Annotated in this window: 20 protein-coding genes and 1 tRNA gene; 5 read left to right on the top strand and 16 right to left on the bottom strand. The window is 42.2% G+C overall.

Translation table 11 applies throughout. The annotated features are described in order from the left end of the window. Window positions 1-15 precede the first annotated feature (15 nt). The gene (locus tag IGI92_RS05770) at window positions 16-2772 is read right to left on the bottom strand and encodes a helicase C-terminal domain-containing protein (protein ID WP_430608262.1); all 2757 of its coding nucleotides are present in this window, start codon (window positions 2770-2772) and stop codon (window positions 16-18) included. Between the two features lie 212 nt (window positions 2773-2984). Here IGI92_RS05770 and IGI92_RS05765 point away from each other — a divergent pair, with 212 nt between their 5' ends. Next, a complete protein-coding gene (locus tag IGI92_RS05765; protein ID WP_005236936.1) occupies window positions 2985-3755 on the top strand; it encodes an SDR family oxidoreductase in 771 nt (256 codons plus the stop codon). A gap of 99 nt (window positions 3756-3854) precedes the next feature. On the opposite strand, the gene IGI92_RS05760 is transcribed toward IGI92_RS05765, so the two are convergent. The 5 genes from IGI92_RS05760 to IGI92_RS05740 all read right to left on the bottom strand — a co-directional run bounded on the left by IGI92_RS05760 (window position 3855) and on the right by IGI92_RS05740 (window position 8032). Continuing rightward, entirely contained in the window at window positions 3855-4487 is a 633-nt protein-coding gene (locus IGI92_RS05760; protein WP_081116204.1) for a YfbR-like 5'-deoxynucleotidase, read from the bottom strand. 109 nt (window positions 4488-4596) lie between these two features. Then, window positions 4597-4797 (bottom strand): cold-shock protein, encoded by a 201-nt coding sequence (locus IGI92_RS05755; RefSeq protein WP_003126918.1) that lies wholly within the window; start codon window positions 4795-4797, stop codon window positions 4597-4599. Between the two features lie 277 nt (window positions 4798-5074). Then, window positions 5075-6199: a hypothetical protein gene (locus IGI92_RS05750; protein WP_005229492.1), complete on the bottom strand. Its 1125-nt coding sequence runs from the start codon at window positions 6197-6199 to the stop codon at window positions 5075-5077. A 107-nt stretch (window positions 6200-6306) separates the two neighbouring features. Next, window positions 6307-7002 carry a ThuA domain-containing protein gene (locus tag IGI92_RS05745; protein WP_074536760.1) on the bottom strand — a complete coding sequence of 232 codons (696 nt, stop codon included), beginning with the start codon at window positions 7000-7002 and terminating at the stop codon, window positions 6307-6309. A 97-nt stretch (window positions 7003-7099) separates the two neighbouring features. After that, window positions 7100-8032 carry a haloacid dehalogenase-like hydrolase gene (locus tag IGI92_RS05740; RefSeq protein WP_430608260.1) on the bottom strand — a complete coding sequence of 311 codons (933 nt, stop codon included), beginning with the start codon at window positions 8030-8032 and terminating at the stop codon, window positions 7100-7102. A 69-nt stretch (window positions 8033-8101) separates the two neighbouring features. Here IGI92_RS05740 and IGI92_RS05735 point away from each other — a divergent pair. Then, a tRNA-Arg gene (locus tag IGI92_RS05735) sits at window positions 8102-8173 on the top strand. 76 nt (window positions 8174-8249) lie between these two features. Here the strand turns inward: IGI92_RS05735 and IGI92_RS05730 are convergent. The 10 genes from IGI92_RS05730 to sfsA all read right to left on the bottom strand — a co-directional run bounded on the left by IGI92_RS05730 (window position 8250) and on the right by sfsA (window position 18482). Continuing rightward, window positions 8250-9431, bottom strand: coding sequence for a GNAT family N-acetyltransferase (locus IGI92_RS05730; RefSeq protein ID WP_008381142.1), 1182 nt, complete (start codon window positions 9429-9431; stop codon window positions 8250-8252). Between the two features lie 60 nt (window positions 9432-9491). Continuing rightward, window positions 9492-9905 (bottom strand): DUF3284 domain-containing protein, encoded by a 414-nt coding sequence (locus IGI92_RS05725; protein ID WP_008381141.1) that lies wholly within the window; start codon window positions 9903-9905, stop codon window positions 9492-9494. Between the two features lie 193 nt (window positions 9906-10098). Next, window positions 10099-10320: a hypothetical protein gene (locus IGI92_RS05720; protein WP_005236947.1), complete on the bottom strand. Its 222-nt coding sequence runs from the start codon at window positions 10318-10320 to the stop codon at window positions 10099-10101. A gap of 59 nt (window positions 10321-10379) precedes the next feature. Continuing rightward, window positions 10380-11777, bottom strand: coding sequence for a PTS sugar transporter subunit IIC (locus IGI92_RS05715; RefSeq protein WP_005236948.1), 1398 nt, complete (start codon window positions 11775-11777; stop codon window positions 10380-10382). 81 nt (window positions 11778-11858) lie between these two features. Next, window positions 11859-12176, bottom strand: a complete 318-nt coding sequence (locus IGI92_RS05710) for a PTS lactose/cellobiose transporter subunit IIA (RefSeq protein WP_005236949.1) — start codon at window positions 12174-12176, stop codon at window positions 11859-11861. A gap of 38 nt (window positions 12177-12214) precedes the next feature. Beyond that, window positions 12215-12532, bottom strand: a complete 318-nt coding sequence (locus tag IGI92_RS05705; RefSeq protein WP_005229471.1) for a PTS sugar transporter subunit IIB — start codon at window positions 12530-12532, stop codon at window positions 12215-12217. Window positions 12533-12666: 134 nt separating this feature from the next. After that, a complete protein-coding gene (locus tag IGI92_RS05700; protein ID WP_301389321.1) occupies window positions 12667-15381 on the bottom strand; it encodes a sigma 54-interacting transcriptional regulator in 2715 nt (904 codons plus the stop codon). Window positions 15382-15447: 66 nt separating this feature from the next. After that, a complete protein-coding gene (locus IGI92_RS05695) occupies window positions 15448-16722 on the bottom strand; it encodes a DEAD/DEAH box helicase (protein ID WP_430608259.1) in 1275 nt (424 codons plus the stop codon). 14 nt (window positions 16723-16736) lie between these two features. Next, window positions 16737-17738 carry a Gfo/Idh/MocA family protein gene (locus tag IGI92_RS05690; RefSeq protein WP_061053924.1) on the bottom strand — a complete coding sequence of 334 codons (1002 nt, stop codon included), beginning with the start codon at window positions 17736-17738 and terminating at the stop codon, window positions 16737-16739. An 18-nt stretch (window positions 17739-17756) separates the two neighbouring features. Continuing rightward, window positions 17757-18482, bottom strand: coding sequence for a DNA/RNA nuclease SfsA (gene sfsA, locus IGI92_RS05685; protein ID WP_016613175.1), 726 nt, complete (start codon window positions 18480-18482; stop codon window positions 17757-17759). 182 nt (window positions 18483-18664) lie between these two features. Here sfsA and IGI92_RS05680 point away from each other — a divergent pair, with 182 nt between their 5' ends. The 3 genes from IGI92_RS05680 to IGI92_RS05670 all read left to right on the top strand — a co-directional run bounded on the left by IGI92_RS05680 (window position 18665) and on the right by IGI92_RS05670 (window position 20964). After that, complete coding sequence (locus IGI92_RS05680) at window positions 18665-19009, top strand: DUF4828 domain-containing protein (protein ID WP_008381130.1); 345 nt, start codon at window positions 18665-18667, stop codon at window positions 19007-19009. Between the two features lie 214 nt (window positions 19010-19223). Continuing rightward, window positions 19224-19388 carry a hypothetical protein gene (locus tag IGI92_RS05675; protein WP_008381128.1) on the top strand — a complete coding sequence of 55 codons (165 nt, stop codon included), beginning with the start codon at window positions 19224-19226 and terminating at the stop codon, window positions 19386-19388. 241 nt (window positions 19389-19629) lie between these two features. Beyond that, window positions 19630-20964, top strand: coding sequence for a serine hydrolase (locus IGI92_RS05670; protein ID WP_016621251.1), 1335 nt, complete (start codon window positions 19630-19632; stop codon window positions 20962-20964). Window positions 20965-20971: the final 7 nt, after the last annotated feature.

Genomic DNA, 20971 nt, shown 5'->3' with positions numbered 1-20971 from the left:
TATCAGATGTTCGACTCATTTTTCAAAATCAACCGCCGCTTTTTCCTCTTGCGCAAAAAAATGTTGAATATCTTCGGCAATTTCGGTTGGACTAGCTTCAATCAGAGGTAAGTTTTTAGGCAGACCTTTGACCATCCGTTTGCCATACTTCGTTGATAACAAGCGTCGATCAAGGACGACCATCACGCCTGTATCCTCTTCAGAACGGATCAAGCGCCCCAACGCTTGGCGTAGCCGTAGAATCGCTTTAGGTAAGGCATCTTCTTTGAAAGAATCGATGCCTTCTGCTTCCAAGAAGGCATGCCGTGCTTGGACCATTGGTTGCTTAGGATTCTCAAAAGGTAAGCGAGTCACCACAGCGATCTTCAAGGCCTGACCTGGTAGGTCGACCCCTTCCCAAAAACTGCTAGTCCCTAATAAGATGCCATTTTCCGCTAATAAAAATTTCTTTAAGATTTTCTCACGGGTTCCGCCAGTTCCTTGAGCAACGATTTCTCTGCCATAATACAGGGCTTTTTTATTCAATCGATCATAGACATTTTTCAAAGTTTCGTGCGCCGTAAACAACACAAGCGCTGGTTGCGGATTGTCAAACAAAATTGGGACTAACGCTTCGACTAAATAATCCGCGTATTCAGCAGCTGATGCTTGTTGGATCGAGAGTCCTTTTTTAACTACATAGAGTCGAGTTTGTTTGCTGTAGTCATAAAAAGCGGGAATCGTTTTGACTGGCACATCGGTCAAGCCAATCTGATGGGCAAAATATTCTTTATTTCCTGGGATCTTCAATGTCCCCCCAAGATAAATGATGTGCTGATAGCGTTGATACCACGTGCTTTCCACGATCGAATGCCCTTCTAGATCAGCTAATTCAATCACAGCATTTCCTGACTGGGGATGCTTTTTCAACCAATGAACGTAACGAGGATGCCACCAAGTCAACCATGCGGTCACCGTTTGTTCCTGGGTTTCCATTTGACCAAAGAAATCAAACAAACGAGCAATCACGATTCGTTGTCTTGCATACCACCGATCATTGGTCAACTCGAATCGCTGACGCAACTGTTGTTGGATCTCATTGATTTCTTGATAGTAAAGGCTCAATTTCTGATGAAGCTTGTCTTGTTCTAACGTGCCATCATAGAGGTCGTCATGGTGCACGACTTGTAGCTCTGGCGCATCGATCGACAAACTGCGAAAATACTGTTCTTGTGTTTCGACCAAGATCGACAACGCGTTTCGATACAACGAGAACATCCGTTGCAGAAAGTCATCCTCGGTAATGATTTGGGCAATTTCTTCAAATAGCCCTTCTTCATTTAGCTGTAAAAACTGCCGCTTGAAGTGAGCAGAGTCAAAGACATGTTGACTAAAGCCTTCTGCTTGTTGCGGCAACTGTTGGGCTTCATCAATCAATAAGTAATCACTCGTTGGCAACAGTGGCTGCGCTCGCCGGTTTTCCTGCATCAAAAAGGCATGGTTGACGATCAAAACATTGCTTTGCGCCATCCGCCGATATAAATGGCGGACAAAATCTTGTTCATAGAAGGGTTGATCTTTGGCTAAAAAAGCAACGCCGCGATGGCGGATGTCGGTAAATAAAGGATGATCAAGTCGAACCAAGTTCAATTCATCGAAATCCCCCGTTTCTGTTTTAGTTAGCCAAACTAAGATCCCCATTTGGTATTGCGCATATTGCTTTTGCTCTATCGGTTGATCAAGGGTCGCTTTAAAACGCTGCAAATCAATGTAATGACGATGACTTTTGACCAAAACTGCTTGCAAAGGTTGCTGCAGTACTTGGTTTACCAAAGGAATGTCTTTGTTGATGATTTGATTTTGCAATAGAATTGAAGAGGTACTAACGATCAACGGATTTTCTGGTGTCACTAAATAGGCGGCTGGAAACAAGTAACCAATGGTTTTCCCCATGCCTGTTTCTGCTTCAATGATCAGATTTTTCTCTGGCTGGGTGTAATGCGTATACACTGCATTCATCAAGCGTGCTTGTTGTTTCCGATAGACTAAGTGCTGGCCAAAGCGCTGTTCTTTTTCCGTTTTAACTTTCGGATACGTTTCTTGAAAATGCGTAGATTCAAAAAGCGGGACGGTCTTTTTCCGCAAGACGATACCGTCGATCACTTCTAAATCTTCTGCCAACTCTGGGCCTTTTTCTTTTAAGATTCCATGGATATAGTCACTCGTTTGCATGCCCATTTGACCGCTTAAAAGCGCAATTTGTTTAAGGGTCGTTCGGGGCAGTTCTCGCATGATCGCTTCGATATACAAAAATAAAGCTGCGGTCACTTCTGCATCACTATCAGCTTGATGCGGGTTATCATGACGAAAGCCGATGCTATCTGCCAGATCGCCTAAACGAAAGCTGCTTTCTGTTGGTAGAAACACTTGCGCCAATTCCACCGTATCGATTCCGGGAAGTGATAAAGGCGGTAGCCCGCAACGCACAAATTCATTGCTTAAAAAATGATAATCAAAATAAATATTATGCGCCACAAAAATCGTGTTGCTGAGTAAGTTATAGATCGTATCAGCTACGTCTTCGAAATATGGCGCTTTGCTTACTTGTTGGTTTGTGATGTGTGTCAATCGTTGAATTTGCTTAGAAATTCTGCGGTCAGGGTTGATATCTGCGGCAAAACGATTGATGATCTTGCCATCTTGGACTAAGACACAGCCAAATTGAATAATTCGATCAATCGTCGAATCGGTTCCTGTTGTTTCAAGATCCACCACAGCGTATATGGGTTTCATTGTATTCCTCCTTGCACACTGTCTGCATTATACTACAAAATCAATGGCGATTACATCTGTTTTCCCACTAGATAAGAGGGTTCTCGGGAGGTAAAATTAGAAAACCAACCATTGGCGTTTCCTAGCTGAAGAAGTTTGTTGCTGTTCGCTGATCGCTTTTTTCGACAAAAAAAGGGATCTTTTTTATAATTTACTGTAAGGAGGCGAAAAAAATGAATGATTTCAAAAACAAACGAGTGATTGTAACGGGGGCTGCTTCAGGGATTGGAAAAGCGGTGGCAGAACAATTTCTAGCACAGGGCGCACTTGTTGGGTTAATTGATCGCAACGAAGAAGAGCTGCAGGAGTTTCTTGCTGACTATCAAGCACAAGCCCATTATCGAGCTGTTGACGTCACTGAAGCGGATAAGCTGCAAGAAGCAATGAGTGGTCTTGTAGAAGAACTAGGCGGTCTCGATGTACTCCATGTCAATGCCGGCATCAACGGTACCTGGACACCGATCGAAGAGCTGACAGTGGCAGAATGGGATCAGACGATCAACACAAACTTACGTAGTACCTTTATTACCGTCAAAGCAGCCATTCCCTTTATGAAAACGAACGGTGGCAGCATTGTCATTACGAGTTCAGTCAATGGAAACCGCATCTTCAGCAATTTTGGTGCGACTGCTTACAGTACGTCTAAGGCAGGTCAAGTCGCCTTTACAAAAATGGCTGCGCTGGAACTTTCTGGTTATAATATTCGGGTCAATGCCATCTGCCCTGGGGCGATCGCGACGAATATCGATGCCAGCACAGAAATTGAAGAAGAGGTTGCTCGCGTTGAGATCCCCGTCAAATATCCAGAACGTTCTCGACCATTAAAGCAAGAAACAGGCGTGCCAGAACAAGTCGCCAACCTTGTGCTTTTTCTATCTTCAGAGGCTGCCGGCAATATTTCTGGAACGGAAGTCTATATTGATGGAGCGGAATCTTTACTTTAATCCAACAAAAAAACGAAAAATCAAACCTGATCCCCTCACTTGTTTCAAGTAAAACCTGTGAGATGGATCATTTCTTGATTTTTCGTTTTTTCTTTTTGTTTATTTTTCCACCAAAGCTGCGATTTCTTCTAGAAAAGCAGTCTTGCCATAAAAATCTGCATTCAATAACTCGGGAAAAATGGCTTCAAAGAAATAAGTCACACATGGACGATGCTGAAACGCTTTGACCGTCAAAATCGCTTCACGAAACATTTCTTTGAACACTTTGTCGGGGTTGCTTTTTGAGATCTCTTCAAAAGACTCATACAAAAGATCGATCTTATCCGCAATTGCCAAAAGCTGTCCTTCAAGGCTGTTGTCTTTGCCATCCGCCAAGCGTCTGCGATACGTCGCTTGAAAGCTTTGGGGGATTTCTTCTTCTATGAAAGCATCGGTCATTTTTTCTTCAACGGTTGATAACATCGCCCGCAATTCTTTGTTTGCATATTTGACTGGCGTTTTGATGTCGCCGATGAAACGTTCCGTGTAATCATGGTTCAAGGCTTTTTCATAAAGAATTTGCCAATTGACTTGGTTTCCCGCTTGTTCTTCGATATCGGCTAAGGTCTGGGCAATCATGGTTACTCGAAACGAATGAGCGGCCACGCTGTGCTCGGTAAACTTAAAAAATCCAGGTGCTCGTTGGATTTTTTCTAAATTAGCCAATCCAAGAATAAATTCATTCAATCCCATCAGTTTGCCTCCTTTTTTTCTAAGAGTATAACAACTACTTTCTCCGCAAGCAAATATCACGCGCACAAAAAAAAGAGCAGCTAAGCTGCTCTTAAAAGGCATTCACAAATTACGCTTTGTTAACGTTAGTCGCTTGAGGGCCACGTTGTCCGTCTTCGATATCGAAAGTCACTGCTTGACCTTCTTCTAAAGTTTTGAAGCCTTCGCCTTGGATAGCTGAGAAATGAACGAATACATCGTTACCGTTTTCTGCAGTGATGAATCCAAAACCTTTGTCTGAGTTAAACCATTTAACTGTACCTGTTTCCATAATAAAAATCCTCCTTGTGTTTATACACATATTTTGCAATTACTTGTATAAGGTGAAAATGTGGAAGATGTTTAAGATGAAACAAGCTACCATAATTTACCGTAACAAAAACTACACTTTGTATTATAGCACATTATCTTCTTTATGACTAATAGAAAATCAAAAAAAATGAAAACGCCTTTATTTTTTTTGATTCGCAAAAAGACTGCTGCACTAAAGATCTGCAACAGTCTTTTCTTTTTTGGAAACGATTTATTTACGAAGGACGCAACTGCGTTTAGTAGCGCAAAATCGCAGTCAAACTTTTTTCTCCTGGGGCATCTTTTTGTTCCAAAATAGATACCTCGCCGCCGTTTTCTAAAACATCGATTGCCAGCGTATTTAACACTTGGCGACGATCGTATTCCGTGTCAGGATCTTCTCCAAACCCATCGGCGAGATTGGAAGTCGCTACAAACAGATTGGCGATCCTGCCTTCTTTAGCTGCAGGTACGATATCAACCAATTGGTCAATAAATTTCCGATCCAACAGCTTGCCGTATTCCCCAACTTCTTTTTGTGTCAACTCCGCAATCAGCTTTTGCGTACACGTTTGGATCTCTTTCAAAGATAACGATGCTGGTGAAGAGGAAATGCTTGGTTCTGCTTTGAAAAAGTTCGTTTTTGCCACTTTTTTAAACAGCGTTTGATTTTCTGGTAAAGCAAAAAGATACATTGGTAAATGCTCTTCGTTTGAAAAGTCATTCTTAAAAAATGCATCAACTGCTTGGTAGTAGTTGACGTGATCGATCTCGACTTCTTCATCTTTGGCACTAAAGCCGTGATAAGCGACGCCTTCTCCTCCTGAGTTAGGGCCACCTTGGGCACTGTAATTAAAGTTGCCGCCGCCAGTGATTTCTTCCCCCAGCGCTTTTTCAATCGTTGTCGGTGCCTCTTCTGGCAACTCGACTTCACGCACTTGATTGTTTTCAACTTGATAGACTTGCATTGAATCGCGATTCAACGCTAAGAGATAAAATGGGTAATTAAATTGTGCGTTTTTGATGACAGCTAATACATACGGGGTTTCCCCTACGTAATATTGATCATCCACACGAATACTTAACCGATGAACTAGTACATCTTCTGGTGTGATAATCACCGCCACACTCGTTGTACTGTTACGCCAAAATGATTGATCTGCAAGCAGTTCATCAATTTTCGTTTGAAAAAGATCCCAAGAATGTTCTGGGTATTTCTTTTCAAAGCGGCGCTTCGCATCTTTGGCAAAGTTCTTAAATTTGATTTGATCCTTTTCGACATTCTGGTGGCCGACATGCGTATTGAGCATGATCGTGACAAATGGTCCTTTGATTCCGTCAGATATTACCTGCGATAAAAAACTTTTTCCAAATTTTCCCATTCCACATTACCTCCTGCTTAATCAAATACAAATAAAGTGTACCATGCTTATTTTCTTCCATAAAGTAAAACGATTGCACGCGTTTATTTCTTCATTCGTTTTTCTGATTACTCACTATACTGGCTATTTTTCAGCGGATCAGCCAAGGTATTTCTGGTGGCCCATAGAAAGCCTCGTTTGGTCCAAGTCTGAATGGTGGGCTCTTCTAGCTCTTTTAGACTGTGTCCAACGGATTGGAAAAAGACTCTGCCCTTGCCCCATTTTTTGATCCACATCATTGGCAGTATGACTTCTTGGTTAGCTGCATTCGGATGATCTTTAGCGGCAAATGTTGAGGTAGCTAACACAGTGACGGCTGGATCAACCAGACAATAGTATTGCTCCGTCGTCAACTGAGGGATCGATTGAGTATTTGCCGTAATATAGTGATCTGTCGTAAGATCGATGCTATAGGTCGTTTCCAATCCACCAGGATGTGCCAAAAAACAGCCGCCAGTCAGAAACAACCAGCCTTTACTGGCTTGAAAAGCCGAGGCAAAGCCGCCATGAACCCCTGCTAATCCCAATCCTTCTGCTACAGCCTGAGTGACATTTTGCAGCGGCTCATCAGGCAATTCTCCTCGTGTCCAATTCATGATCAACAGATCCAGCCTTTTTAATTCTTCTTTATGATAGAGAGGTTCAAAATCTGAGGCGAGTGTCACCTGATATCCTTCTGACTCCAGCAACGTTTGATAAAACTGACTGGTCTCTTTTGGGGCGTGTCCTTCCCAACCTCCGTAAATGATCAATGCTTGTTTCATTTTGTGTTCCCTCCTTTCTTTCTAACTTAGCGAAAAAAATGCAAAAAGCGAAGCAGAACGATTCTTCGTTTTCCTTCGCTAGTAGTTTTCTCTGATTTTAACGGTTGATTGAACGCCCGACACGATTGATCGTATGGCGCATGCCTCTAATTGCAACCGATGTTTCGAAAATATTTTCAGTCGGTGCCATGCCGCCATAGCCGGCATCACCAATATGCTGCAGATCGACCCCACAAGTTTTGTTGATGATGGCTAATTGTCGCAACGTTTCTGGACGCGCGCTTTCTTGACTCGTTCCGATCGCTGACATCGTCAATAAGTCATATTGTTTGGCAATTTGAACAGCTTCGATCAAATCCTTTTCTAGAAAGCCTTGAATCGAGCCAACGGAAGGCAGTAACAAAATATCTGCCCCAGCTTCAGCGTAAGAAATGATGGCGTCTCGATCAACCACAGGTTCATCTGAGCCGGCACTGTGCATTTTTCCAGCGATGATCAACCCAGAGAAATGTTCTTTTGCCAATTTTACTGCTTTAGCGATTTCTCGGTTGGTCACACCCGTTCCAGGATTGCCTGTAAAGCAGAGAAAGTCCACCCCGAGTTCTTGGGCTTTTTTGATGGTGTCAACCGAACTTGTTCGGCCTTGACTGATGCTGATCTTTTCACTCATCATTTCCGTCGTAGCTGGGATCGGCTCAAGATTGATGCCGACAGGTCGTCCAATCAGTTGTTTTAGTTGAGGAATCGGATTTTTAATGGGCTGTGTAGGATCAAGCAGCTGCTCCAATGTGATACCAGGCATCCCAAAAATAGCTGGACGATAACAATCAAAGCCATTTAACAAAATCAAGTCAGCCCCAAAAGCTGCCGCGACTTCTGCGTTGGTGATGTCGCCAGCTTGCGGCATGGTTTGAACCACCGTTTCACAGACGATCACTCGTCCTTCGCTCGCTTTAATGGATTGTTTCAATTCTTGCGCCGACATTTCTTTGATTTCACTATAGTTTGCACTTATCAATCGTTTGACCATGTTTTTCTTCCTTTCTTTTCCTTCTCATCTTGCGAGAAACACGAATAACAGGTAAAATATAGCTATTGTGTTCCCTTAGTTAAATGGATATAACAAGTCCCTCCTAAGGATTAGTTGCTGGTTCGATTCCGGCAGGGAACGTTTTTTGAAGAAAAAGATTCCTTATTTTTAAGGAATCTTTTTTTGTTAGAAAGTGAATGCGTCTGTGTCGATTGGCTTAGAAATAGTCTTCCAATAGTGGTTTTCCTGTTGGCAAGTTTTCCTGAATCAACACTGCAGCTTCCTGGTCCGTTTCCATTTGCTGGAAAAAGACCAGAGAATCGAGGGATTGTGCCTGCAAGAACAGCTGCACAAAACGCTGAATCGACAAGGTTGCTTTTGGCAGCTTGGTGGCCGTCGTTTTCGTGACCTGATGCTGAGCGTTTTCGATTGTCACTTCATAACACCCATTATTCCATGGGGCATATTCATCCCCTTGAATTTCTATGGCAAAACGACCAGCTTTTTTCATCGTAAATGGATAACTTTTTAGAAACCCTTCCACATCGATGACGCGCGCCATCATGTCCGGGCGCACTTGGTAGTGAGACAATGGTTTGGCCGCGTTTGCTTGTAGGACTTCCCCATCAAACCCTGGTCGATAGTTAATCTGTGCTACTGAATCTGCATGGGAGACGATAAACCGATTAAATCCTTGGTAAGCATTCGCAGTCAAATAGCCCCACTCTTGAATATCGAAACGTCCTCCCTCGATAAAGTAAATCAAGTAGCCTTCAGGGACCCCTGCTTCATTGCGATAAATCGCAAACGTATACGGTCGGCGCAAAACAAACTTGATTTCTTCCCACCAGGGTTGGCGAATCAGTCCGCCCTTTTGATGGCGCGGCAATTGATGATAAATCTCGTGAATGATCGGCTGTGCTTCCTCCCAATTCATGCGTTGAATCGTTCCATTCACTTTCTTGCCATCGGGCCATTGATGCGCATCGACTTCATAAACCGTCCGTTCAAAAGTATACTCATACCCATATCTGCGATAAAAAGCAAAGGAGAAAGGTGCCAGATAGGAAAGAACGATTTTTTGTTCATAGCAGTCCTTAATGATTTGTTTCATGATCCGATCGATCCGACCTTGGCTGCGATACTCTGGATACGAAGCCACAAAACCGATCCCTGCCATCGGATAACTCGTTCCATGAAAGTTCACATCAAAAATCGTTGCCATGATTTGACTCGCCAATTTTCCATCCCCATCGTAGGAACCATAATTCCAAGAATTTTCCGCAAGCTTGCGATAGCGCTTGATATTTGTTTCATTCAATTCCCACTGAAAGGCATAAGAAACCAAGTCCAATACTTCTTGCGAACCAAATTCGGTCATTTTTTTGACATCTGTCATTCCTTCATCTCCTCTACTTGAAAACACGCAAGAAACGCAAAAAAGGCGTCAGTCGACCCCTTAATATGCTTCTTCCATCATACTCAACATTTTTTTAAATTGCTTGCGTTTGAAATATCCTAGAATCGTACCTAAGAGCATGTCATTTAATTGCTGAATCATGCCTTCAGAAGTCATTTTTTCTTCATAATGCAAGTTGCAGTGCGACTCGTCTATCGTTTCGATCTGATAGTGTACACGGAAGGTATTTTTTTTCGTCGCCGTTTGGAACGCATAGGCTTGATTCTTCTTGACCGTTTCGATTGTTATGGTGGCATTACTATCTTTATAAAACTGTTTAAGATAGCTGTATCCTTCTAATTGCTCTTCAGTAAGTGTTTGATCTGTCGCTTGTTTAATATCATGTAACACGGAATCGATGATCGTCTTATATAAAAAGTCAGCGGGTACATTCATTTTTTTAGTGATTTCCATCTTGCGCCTCCTTGTCTTTCTTGTTGCGTTTGTGTCCAATTGAAGCCATGATTCCTCCAATAGCCATTAGAATGACTGACGTGATGAGATTCACCCAGTGGTATTCACCTGACTGCGCGTTAGCGCTGTATATAAATAACATACTACCGATGCTTATAAAAAACAATCCATTTTTAAACATGATATCACCTCACTATTGACTAACGACGTTAAAGTATAGTACTCGACCCCAATCAGTATTTTTGATTGCGTCTTTGGCAAGTTTCGCTGCTTTTTCTTTGTCTTCTGCCGTTGTTTCAAAAATCAACTGAATCCCTTTTTTTTCTTTAAAGGTATACTTGATCTCACCTTCTGTCAAAGACTCAAGTAATGCTTTGATGTTGTCTTGTTGCATCGCGGAATTTACAATAATCATTTTTTCTCCTCCTAAAAAAGATAGCTAGATGGGTGAAGCCACCCATCTAGTTTATTTGATTAGTTCTCTTGGTCTGCTGGATTGATTTTGTTGGCAGCAATAATAAATGGTGCCCAGATCAATAAAGCTACAGCCAAATTAATAATTGTCAAGATGATCGCACGCCAGTCTCCACCGGTAGCTAAGAAGCCGCTTAGGATCGTTGGCATTACCCAAATCACATTTACCACAACTGGTGCAACTAACCCTAAAGTTGTTGCAAAGTAAGCAATCGTTGCTGTAACTAACGGTGCAACAATAAATGGAATGATAAACAATGGGTTTAACACGATTGGTAGACCAAACATTACTGGTTCATTGATATTGAACAACCCAGGTCCAATCCCTAGTTTACCAACTGTCTTATAGTCGGCACGTTTAGAGAATAGCAAGATTGCGATCAAGAGCATTAAAGTCACACCTGCTCCACCAGGCCAAACAAATGCTTCGAATGAACCTGCTACCCATTTATAAGGAACAGCTTCCCCTAATTGATAAGCATTAGTATTTTCAACCATTGCCACACCGTAGATCGATTGTAGAACAGGTCCCATGATATTTGTTCCATGTAATCCAAAGAACCACAAGACATGGACAAGTAAAACAATGATAAATACGGCAAAGTACCCTTGAGAGAGACCCAATAATGGTTTTTGGATCGATTCGGAGATCCAGTCAATTATCGGCATACCGACAAAGCGTTCAAATAGATAGTAAATCAAACCTGAAGCATATAGTCCGGCAATCCCAGGGATAATCGCTGCAAAGGCACGGGAAACTGCTGGTGGCACTGAATCTGGCATTTTGATAATAATATTTTTTTGCATCAATTTTGCAAAGATAATAACTGAAACGAAACCAAAGATGATTGCCGTGAACAATCCAGAGCCACCCATATAGGCGCTAAATGGGAAGTAGCCCCAGCCTGCAGCGCTGATCGTTGAACCATCTGCTGCAAATCCTGATGTAGCACTTGTACTGTTGATCATGTCTACCACGTTTGCTGGTAGTGCTTCTTCTAACGCTAAAGAAAGAGAAGCAGATTGTGGAATACCCATAATAAATGCTGCTAAAGAGACCAACGCACCTGATAGTGCATCAACATTGTAAGCCTTCGCTAAATTATAACCGAATGAAGCTGAGAAGATAACCGCCATAATTGCTAAGGTACCTGTCCAAACTAAACCATTGACTGCGATCACTGGCGTGAAAAATTTCGTGATTGCATTGTCCGCACCAAGATAAGTGTTTGGAAAATCACGCATGAAGGCGTTCAGTAATACTGCAATTGCCCCAGCCATCGTTGCTGGCATCATTCCGATAAAAGCATCCCGCAAGGCAACCAAATGCTTTTGCGCACCAATCTTAGCTGCAACCGGGAGAATGTGTCTCTCCATCCAACTTGTTAATCCATCCATTCTTAATTCCTCCTATAAGTTCTATTCGTCAAAGAAGATTTTTTGATTCATCGACAATAACTACTTCTATCCGTTCAAAGATTATTCGTTATTTAGACGTCGATAGACATCAATGATTTCTTTCGCTAAATCGGTAAATGCGATTGACGTCATTAGGTGATCTTGTGAATGCACGGTCAACAATGTCACGGTCATATGATTGCCTTGCGCTTCTTGTGTCAACAATCCTGTTTGCGAATGATGCGCTTCCACAAGAGATGCTTCAGCATCTTTGATTTTTTGGTCAGCTAATTCGAAGTTCCCTTCTTTTGCTGCCGCGATTGCTTCCATTGCGTCACTTTTTGCATTACCACCATACATGATCAATCCCATAATGGCTTCCAAATTTTGCTCATCCATCTTTAAAAATCCTCCTTACACTTCGATCCTAAAAAATCTTAGTTCATTAATGTTTCTGCTTGTTGCAATACTTTTTCGCCGTTCATCATGCCATAGTCTGCCATGTTGATCACGTCCAAAGGAATGCCTTTTGGTGCTAATTTTTGTTCAAATTGTGATTTCATAAAACGTACTTGTGGTCCTAACAATAGAACATCGACTGGTTTTGACTCCAAATGTTGGTCGGCTTCTGAAGCTGAAACAGCAAAGATATCTGCTTCCATTCCTTTAGCTTCGGCTGCTTTTTGCATTTTTGTCACCAATAGACTGGTACTCATTCCTGCTGAACAAACCAGCATAATCGTTTTTTTCGCCATCGCGCATCTGCTCCTTTCTGTTGTAAGTTACACTTTACTATAAAGCAAAAAGCGTGCCAAAAAAAAATAAGTTCAGACCTTTATTTATCAATGGTCTGAACCAATTTCTCGTTTACACACTCGCAGTTTTTTCATTACACACTAAAATTGTGTGCGGATTCATCATAATTTTTGATTTTGTTTTCTAAAAACATTTGGGTTAAATAGGCGATCTCATCTTCAGAAAATTTGATTTGATAATTTTTTTCAATTTGTAATAAATGGGTTCGTAAAACATCCATTTCAATTCGGTACCGTTTTTGAAAAGTAGCTAAGTTGACGAAAGTACGGGAAGGCTCCTTCTTCAATAAACTTTCTACCAAAAAGGCTAAATGAATGACTAATCCTGCATCGACGGTTGGTTCTACAATCACATGCAATTGATTTTGAATCTGATGAACGATTCGTTGCAGGCTTTCGATCAGATGATAGACGGACCCAACATGAGTTATCGTATTTTCCAATGAACGCACGATCTTTTCGATCGGCACTTCATCTGAAGCGATTCGTTTTAGCACATTCAAGCGATTGTCATCAAAAACATCATAGGCGGAGAAAAACGGAATGTTTTGATAATCGATCTCGACGGTGCCGGCAATAGCTTTGATCTCATATTCTTCTAGCAAGCCGTCAATATGTTTTTTGAAGGTTTCTTTTTCAATAAATTGCATTTGGATGATCTCGACTTTTGATTGATCGACGACGGGATAAATTCGTTGATAAAGTTTGGCAGCGACACCTTCCCCAGTAAAGCAAGTAACGATGACTGCCTTTTTATTTCCTTTTGCTTCACGAACCGTACGGAACTGTTCTTGTACGATGGTTTCAAAAGAACGCTGAATGTTTTGGTAGATATCTTCTAAACTGCGCCCACTCTCTGCCATCCGCAAAGCTTCTAAAACAATCATCGTGCTGACCATCGAAATAGCTTTCGTACGAATCCCCGTCTCTTCGGAAATCAAATTCGCAAATGAATTGAGGGAGCCCATATCGGTTAAAAGCAATAAGCCATTGCTCATCTTCTCTTTGTTTTCATCGATATAATTCAACAGCTGGTCATACATTTGCCCGACTTCCATATCCAAAGACATATTCATTGCCTTGCCATGGTCGGTCTCCAGCAGCTCTTGGGCTGTCTCCAACATACTGCTGGCAGTTGCCTTGCCATGCATCAAGACAATGATCTCGATTTTTTCAAGGGGCAATGGCGAAGGCTGTTTGACTTGAATCGCTAAAAACATACTGATAAAGCCGATTTCATCAAATGGGATCTCGACATGACGTTCCTCTTCAATGATCGTCGATAAATCCATTGCCACTTGAAATTCGGATTTTAAGTTTTTTCTAATCGTGTTCAAATCCGGATGAACGATCATATGTCCCTCTTTAACACGTTCCAGCGTACTTTGCAAATGCAACGCAAAGGCAAAACGGGCTTTTTCACTATAAGTTCGATCTAACCTCTGACCTGCCAAGTCATAAAGAACATTGGTCAGTTTCCAAATGTCTTCTGGAATCAACTCTTTATGAACAGGGTTTTGGATCAATTCTTCGACATATTTTTCAAAGTAGGCATCCACATCCTTAGAGATCAAGTTTTCTAAATCAACATTGGCTACACCGGTTTCAATCAGTGTGCTGACTTTTTCTTCGATCTCATTGTACACCTGCATATTCCGTTGCGGATCACGAGACCAGACAACATCTGGGTCGCCGGGTTCGAAACTCAGAAAGTCGCCTTTGCCATCTAAAAACCGATCCAAGCGTTCTGACATTTCTTTGATCTTCAACAGCCCTTTTTGAACTTGCAGTGAGCAATCGCCTTTTCGAATCAGGAGGTGTTTTTTCCCATAGGTCCGATAATGTAAGAATGCCTTCGCACAGACGAGTTTCAGGTCTCGCTTGATTTGACCGATGTTGCCTTCTGCATCATAGAGCATAAAGGCCAATATCGCATCTCGCTCGACATCGATCCGCTGATTTAGACGGGTCGCCTCTTGCTTGATAAACAAGGAAATGATTTCATACCGTTCATCTAGCGAACGACTTTCCACATTTGGCAAAGTAATAGCCATGGGAATTCGCCGATTGAAGGTCGTCAAAAAGGTTTCTGATGATTCAGTGGTGGCACCAATGATCTGCACGGCGGCTTCATGAACTTGGTTGCTTTCCCCTAATGGGCGGTAGATCCCTTTGTCAATGAAGGTAAAGAGCATTTCTTGGCCTTCTGGCGGCAGTCGATGGATCTCATCCAAGAACAATATGCCGCCATCGGCTTTTGCCATAAGTCCTGGACTATCTTCTGCAGCACCTGTGTAGGCCCCTTTTTTGATGCCAAAGATGTGACCAAACAACAACTGCGGATTTTGTGCATAATCCGCACAATTAAACGATACGAAAGGAGCATCTTTTTCTAACATATTTGATTCAACCGCAAAGTGATACATACATTCGGCAAATAAGGATTTACCGGTACCTGTCTCTCCAAAAATAATGGTATGGAGTCCTCTAGGCGGATATAAAATTGCTGCTTTGGCTTGCTGGATACTTACTTTTAAAGAAGCTTGAACCCCAACAAGACTTTCAAAACTCACTTCAGAGGAAACATCCACATGCACCGTTTCTTCTAATGGCTCATAAACGACCGGACGGCCGGAACGTTTGCCGATTTTCTTTTCTTTATAAAGCTCACTGAGATAACGGCTTGCATTGCTGCGATCGATTTGTAAGATTTTAGCGACGTCAACTGCGGTCAACCCTTGCTTATGCAGTTCGATCGTTTGAAAAATCTCTTCTTTTCGCGAATTCATTCGATAGCCTCCTCATTTTTTTACACACTAATAATAAACAACGTTAATGGTAACACAAAAAGACGCTCAATGGCGTCTTTTTCCTTTGTCTTTTTGCTTTTTCGTCTTTTTCTTGGTCTTTTTAACAGGAGTGTGTAATTTTTCAGATGTTTTCTTGGAAATTTTCTGCACACTTACTATTTTCGTTTCTTTCTTGCTTTCCTTTTCGATAACAGGTGCTTCTGTGTGTAATTGTCCCCCATGCAGATAGACTTCCTTGAGTTCTATGGACAATTGATTCGCGATTTTTTTCAAATCCTTCAACGAATGGTCTTGAACGATCGTGACGACGGTTCCTTCTTTGCCCATTCGTCCAACACGTCCTGCCCGGTGCAGATAGGATTCTTTTTCTAACGGGACTTCCGTATTGATGACATAAGGCAAATCCACCACATCTAAGCCGCGAGAGGCGACATCGGTCGTCAATAATTCTACTAGTTTTCCTTGACGGAAGCTCTCCAGTGCGCCTTTTCGGGCAAGTTTGTTTTGGTCAGATGCTAATGATGCCACCGGCAAGCCGTGAAACAGCAGTTTTTCTTCTGCATTTCCCATTGCGCTTAATTCATTGAAGAAAACCAAGGCTTGAAAGTTTGGTAAATGAGCAAAGCGCCTTAAAGCATCCACGATTCGTCGTTGCGGATAATTCAAATAGTAGTGATGGATCACGCCTTTGCTCTGATCTTCTTGGGTAACATCAATGATCAGCGGCTCTTTTGTCACCAATGGTCGAATCTCATCAATCACTTCGTTAGCGGTTGCTGAAAAGAAACTACGCTGGATTTGTTTTGGCAATGTTTGATTGATCTTGGCAGCCAGTGTGAAGGCCCCTTCTTTCAATAATTGGTCAACCTCATCTAATACCAACGATTGCAACTGCTGGGTCTTGATTTTTTTTGCTTTGATCAATTCTAACACTCGGCCTGGGGTGCCAATCAAGACCTCGGGCTTGTCTTTCAGTTTTTCCACTTGGCGTTTTGTACTTGCGCCACCAATTAGCGGCAGAACGGTCAAACCAATGGCTTGGGCCCATTCCCGGGCCACTTCTGTGACTTGCATCGCTAATTCTTGTGAAGAAGTCAAAATCAGCAACTGATTGCCTTGCTTTGCCTCGACTTTTGTTAACAGTGGCAAGAGGTACGCCAATGTTTTACCAGAACCGGTCGGTGAGACCCCAATGACAGACTCACCATCTTTTAAAGGGCCAAAGGTTTTCTCTTGGATCAAGGACGGTGCGTGATACCCTGCCACTTGCCATTTTTCCTGCCAGATGTCTGGCAATTGTGTCAATTCAAATACTGTCATAAATGTTCCATTCCTTATTTTTTATCTGCATCAAAAATGATGCCTGCTTGTTTACGCATAAGAGCGATGGTTTCGTTGACACTGCGAGCAAGTTCCACCCATTCCTCATACCGTTGTCCTTGTTGGGGATCATTTTTGTTTTCGATGATGTCTGCAAAGTCTTGTGCTTCTTCGATCATCGGGTTTTCTAAAGCACTTACTGCTAATGCCTGGGTTTGTTTTGTTTTTCGCTCATAAAACGCGGCTTCTTCGATGGCATTGACGGCATTTAGGTCTAATGTACCGTCTTCAAAATAGATTTCTGAACGCAACTCTGAATCAGCAATTTTTCCTGTTTGGATTGTGACATCAAAGTCAGCATAGCGCAACACTGCGGTCCCGATACCATCTACACCAGTCGGTAATTTACGAGCAAAATAATGAACATCTTGCGGTTTGCCAAACCAAGCGACCGCCGCATAAATCGGATAGACGCCCAAATCCGCTAAGGCACCGCCAGAAAAATGTGGAGAAAAAATATTTGGTTCCTCCCCAGCTAGTACAGCGTCATAACGAGACGAATATTTCATATAAGAAAAGGTCGCCCCAAGAATGGCACCGCGTGTCGGTAAGAATTCGGCTACAGTAGAAAAACTTGCTTCATGGATGTTGCGAGCTGCTTCAAAAAATAATACCTGTTGCTGATTTGCCAATTCGATGATCTCCGCCATTTCCTCAGGCGTTGAAAAGGCTGGCTTCTCCACAATGACATTTTTTCCTGCTAAAATACCTTGCTTGGCTTGTTCAAAGTGCAAACTATTCGGAGACGCGATGTAGACCGTGTCCATATGAGCTAAGCCAAAAAAAGTGTCCAGATCGGTCGCATACTCGATGTCCCCATATTTTTCTCCAAAACGTTGTGCCGTTGCTAACTTTCTTGAGTATACGGCAACCAATTGATAGCGTTTGGTTTCGTGGGCTGCTTGTACAAATTGATCGGTGATCCAATTTGTGCCGATAATCCCTAAATGAATCATGTTTTTTCCTTCTTTCTTCTATAGATTAGGGTCGTCAAAGACGACATTCAAATCAAAAGGGATCGGTTCTTTGACCGTGATCATCCCTTGGTTTACTTGGCAATTATAGGCAAACACTTCGACACCCTTGCTTTGCGCTTCAGCGATTTTAGTGGCCAGATCCGGTTGCATCTGTCGATGGATCGTGGCGATTTGCACCGCTTCAAATTGGATCATAAACAAAACCGCCGCGTAATAGCCAGCTTCTTTGGCATGGATCAATTCATTGACGTGTTTCAAGCCACGAATGGTTGGTGCATCTGGAAAAGCACCGACTTGCTTGTTTTCAAGGGTCATTCCCTTGATTTCTAAAAAGCCTTTTTCTTGTTCATCTGTTTCAAAATAAAGGTCGAATTTTGATGTCCCATAGACAACTTCCCTTCGCAAAAGCGCGATTCTCCCTTTGATATTTGGCAACTGGATCGTGCCATCCAAGAGGCCTTCATAGCCTAAACGATTCGGTACTTGACTATCGATGTTGATCCATTGGTCTTGTTTCTTGACTGAGATCAAGTCGTAATTGGTTTTGCGTTTCGGATTGTCCCAATATTGCAGGGTAACAAGCGCACCTTTGTGCAAGAGCTCTTTTCCTCGTCCGGTATTTTTTACATGGACGATTACTTCTTGACCGTCAACGAGACATCGGGCAATGAACCGGTTGTCTCGCACGAGAAACGTGGCTAAAAGGGTATTCGGATAATTCATTTTCTCACCTGCTCTTTTGAATCATAGCATATTTTGATAAAAACTTCTAAACTTCAAACTAAAGTACCATGCTTTTTTACCTTCTCATGGTATACTTATGGCAATTATTTTCTAGTGCGAAAAAGTGGACACCTGTCCACAAGGCACAACTTGATGAATCGTAAATGATAGGACGTGTATAAATGAAGAAAAGGTCTATTTTGATTGGTTTATCTCTTGCAACGGGCGTGGTCAGCTCCTTGCTGTTGCGAAAAGAAAAACAAAAAAATGAGAATCGCCAGAATTTCATTGGTAATTGGCGTTTTACTTCCAAGACAAAAGAAGATGTCACGATAGAAATAGCCAATGATTATTCGTTGACCATCGAAGGCAAGCCTTTGACTGCTTCCATCGTTGAATTGACTCCGATGCGGTTAGTTTTACTGGACACATTTGGCTATCATTTAGTTCTTGAACAAAAAGGCTCCGTCATTACTTTATATGATGAAGCAGAAGATTGCCACTATTCTTTGACAAAAATCATCTAAAATCGCTGAGAAAGCCAAGTTCATGTTTTCTTCACATTTTCTTCGGTCAATTCTCAGGCTTTTTATCAGCATTTCTTGGCAATCAATGCTATCATTAACTTAACAAGTGGTTGAACAAGGTGTTCCGTTGAGTGATGTTTGATCGTTCATAGATTAAGGTGTAGGTTCGATTCCTACCTTCCACATTTATTTTAAATAGAAAGAAGGGATTTTTATGTTAACGACCTTTATTTCACTCTTTTCCATCTTTGCTTTAGCTGCATTGTTAGCTGGGACATTCTTTTTAGCAAAATTGGCTATGCAACAAGAAACGAAGGCGGTGAAAGTTCCCGTCAGAGTCCAAAACCAAAACCCGAGAATCCATTCCAATCGTCGCTAAGTGAATCAGTTTGACCCTATGTCAATTCACAAAAACTTGCCTTCTATTTTATAGGAAGGTAAGTTTTTTTGTTAGCTATTATTTACAGTAAACAACCTTAGTCACGTAACGTCTCAGTTTGTCTACTGAGGGATCGGTCTTACGCAATTAAATGCTAAGTTTTCTCTTAGAGTATTGCAACGGTGGATACTCTTTGTTAAAATTTTTGCTTAGATACAACTTTAAAGGAGCTACTACATATATGCAGAAAATAACCAAGTTCGGGTATTCCATCGTTGCTGCTTTGGCAATCCTCTTTGCTGCTGCCGGCTTACCCGTCGTTTCGTATGCTGATGATACAGCTATGAGCGCCGAAGAGATCCAAGATTTTTCAGTCGATGCAAAAGCCGCTTATTCCATTGATTTTGACACAGGCAAAGTGTTGTATGATCAAGATGGTGAGACCGCCATGGGCATCGCCTCCATCACCAAGATCATCAGTCTCTACCTTGTAGCTGAGCAAGTAGAGCAAGGAACCATCGCTTGGGATGATCCTGTCCCTATTTCAGATTATGCCGCGAATCTCAGCGTGTCGCCAAACTTATCGAATGTCCCTTTGCATCAAGACGTTACCTATACAGTAAAAGATTTGTATGATGCCAGTTATATCCAATCTGCAAATGCTGCAATCGTAGCGCTCGCGGAGCTGATTGCTGGGTCTGAAAGTGCCTTTGTTGATCAAATGCAAGAAAAAGTGCAATCATGGGGCATTACCGATGCAAAGATCGTTAATGCTTCTGGCTTGAACAATACTTATTTAGGGGACAATATCTATCCCGGGTCAACTTCCACTGACGAAAACGAACTATCCGCAAAAGATGTCGCCCTGATTGCTCGCCATTTGCTGCAAGACTTTCCAGACGTTTTAGAAGTAACAAGTCTTTCCACCAAACAATTTGGCGAAGGTTCCTATTCGCCTGTCGAGATGGTCAATTGGAACTGGATGCTTCCAGGTTTTACGAATACTAAAGATGGTGTTGACGGTCTTAAGACTGGTACGACAGATATGGCAGGCGCCTGCTTTGTCGGAACCGCCGTCAAGGATGGTCAACGAATTATCACCGTCGTGCTAAACGTTAATGGTCATGCGGAAAATCCAAGCGTACGTTTTATCGAAACAGGTCGGTTGATGGACTACTCCTTCGATGCTTGGGAACAAGTAGAAATTCTACCAGAAAATGCACAGTTAGAAGATACACAGACGGTGGCAGTCAAAGATGGGAAAGAATTGAGTGTTCCCGTTGCCTTAAATCAAGGTTTGACCTTATGGGTACGTGGAGATATGGATGCAACAGCCTTTGAAACAACCATTGACTTTAATGAGCATTATCGTGATTCTGCCCTGCAAGCGCCATTGACTGAGGGCACAGAAGTCGGTACTGTAAGTGCTTCGATTCCAGCTGATACGCTTGGTTATATTGATGCTTCTGATCATGACGAAACTGCAGGATTGGTCACAACACAAACGGTAGAAAAAGCCAACATCTTTGTTCGTGCTTGGCGCGGTGTGTCTACCTTTTTCGAGAATCTTTTTTAATCCAAAC

It is taken from the genome of Enterococcus sp. DIV2379, from assembly GCF_050542965.1.
In the GTDB taxonomy this organism is placed as follows: Bacteria; Bacillota; Bacilli; order Lactobacillales; family Enterococcaceae; genus Enterococcus_D; species Enterococcus_D entomosocium.
This window is presented reverse-complemented; position numbering and strand designations above follow the sequence as displayed.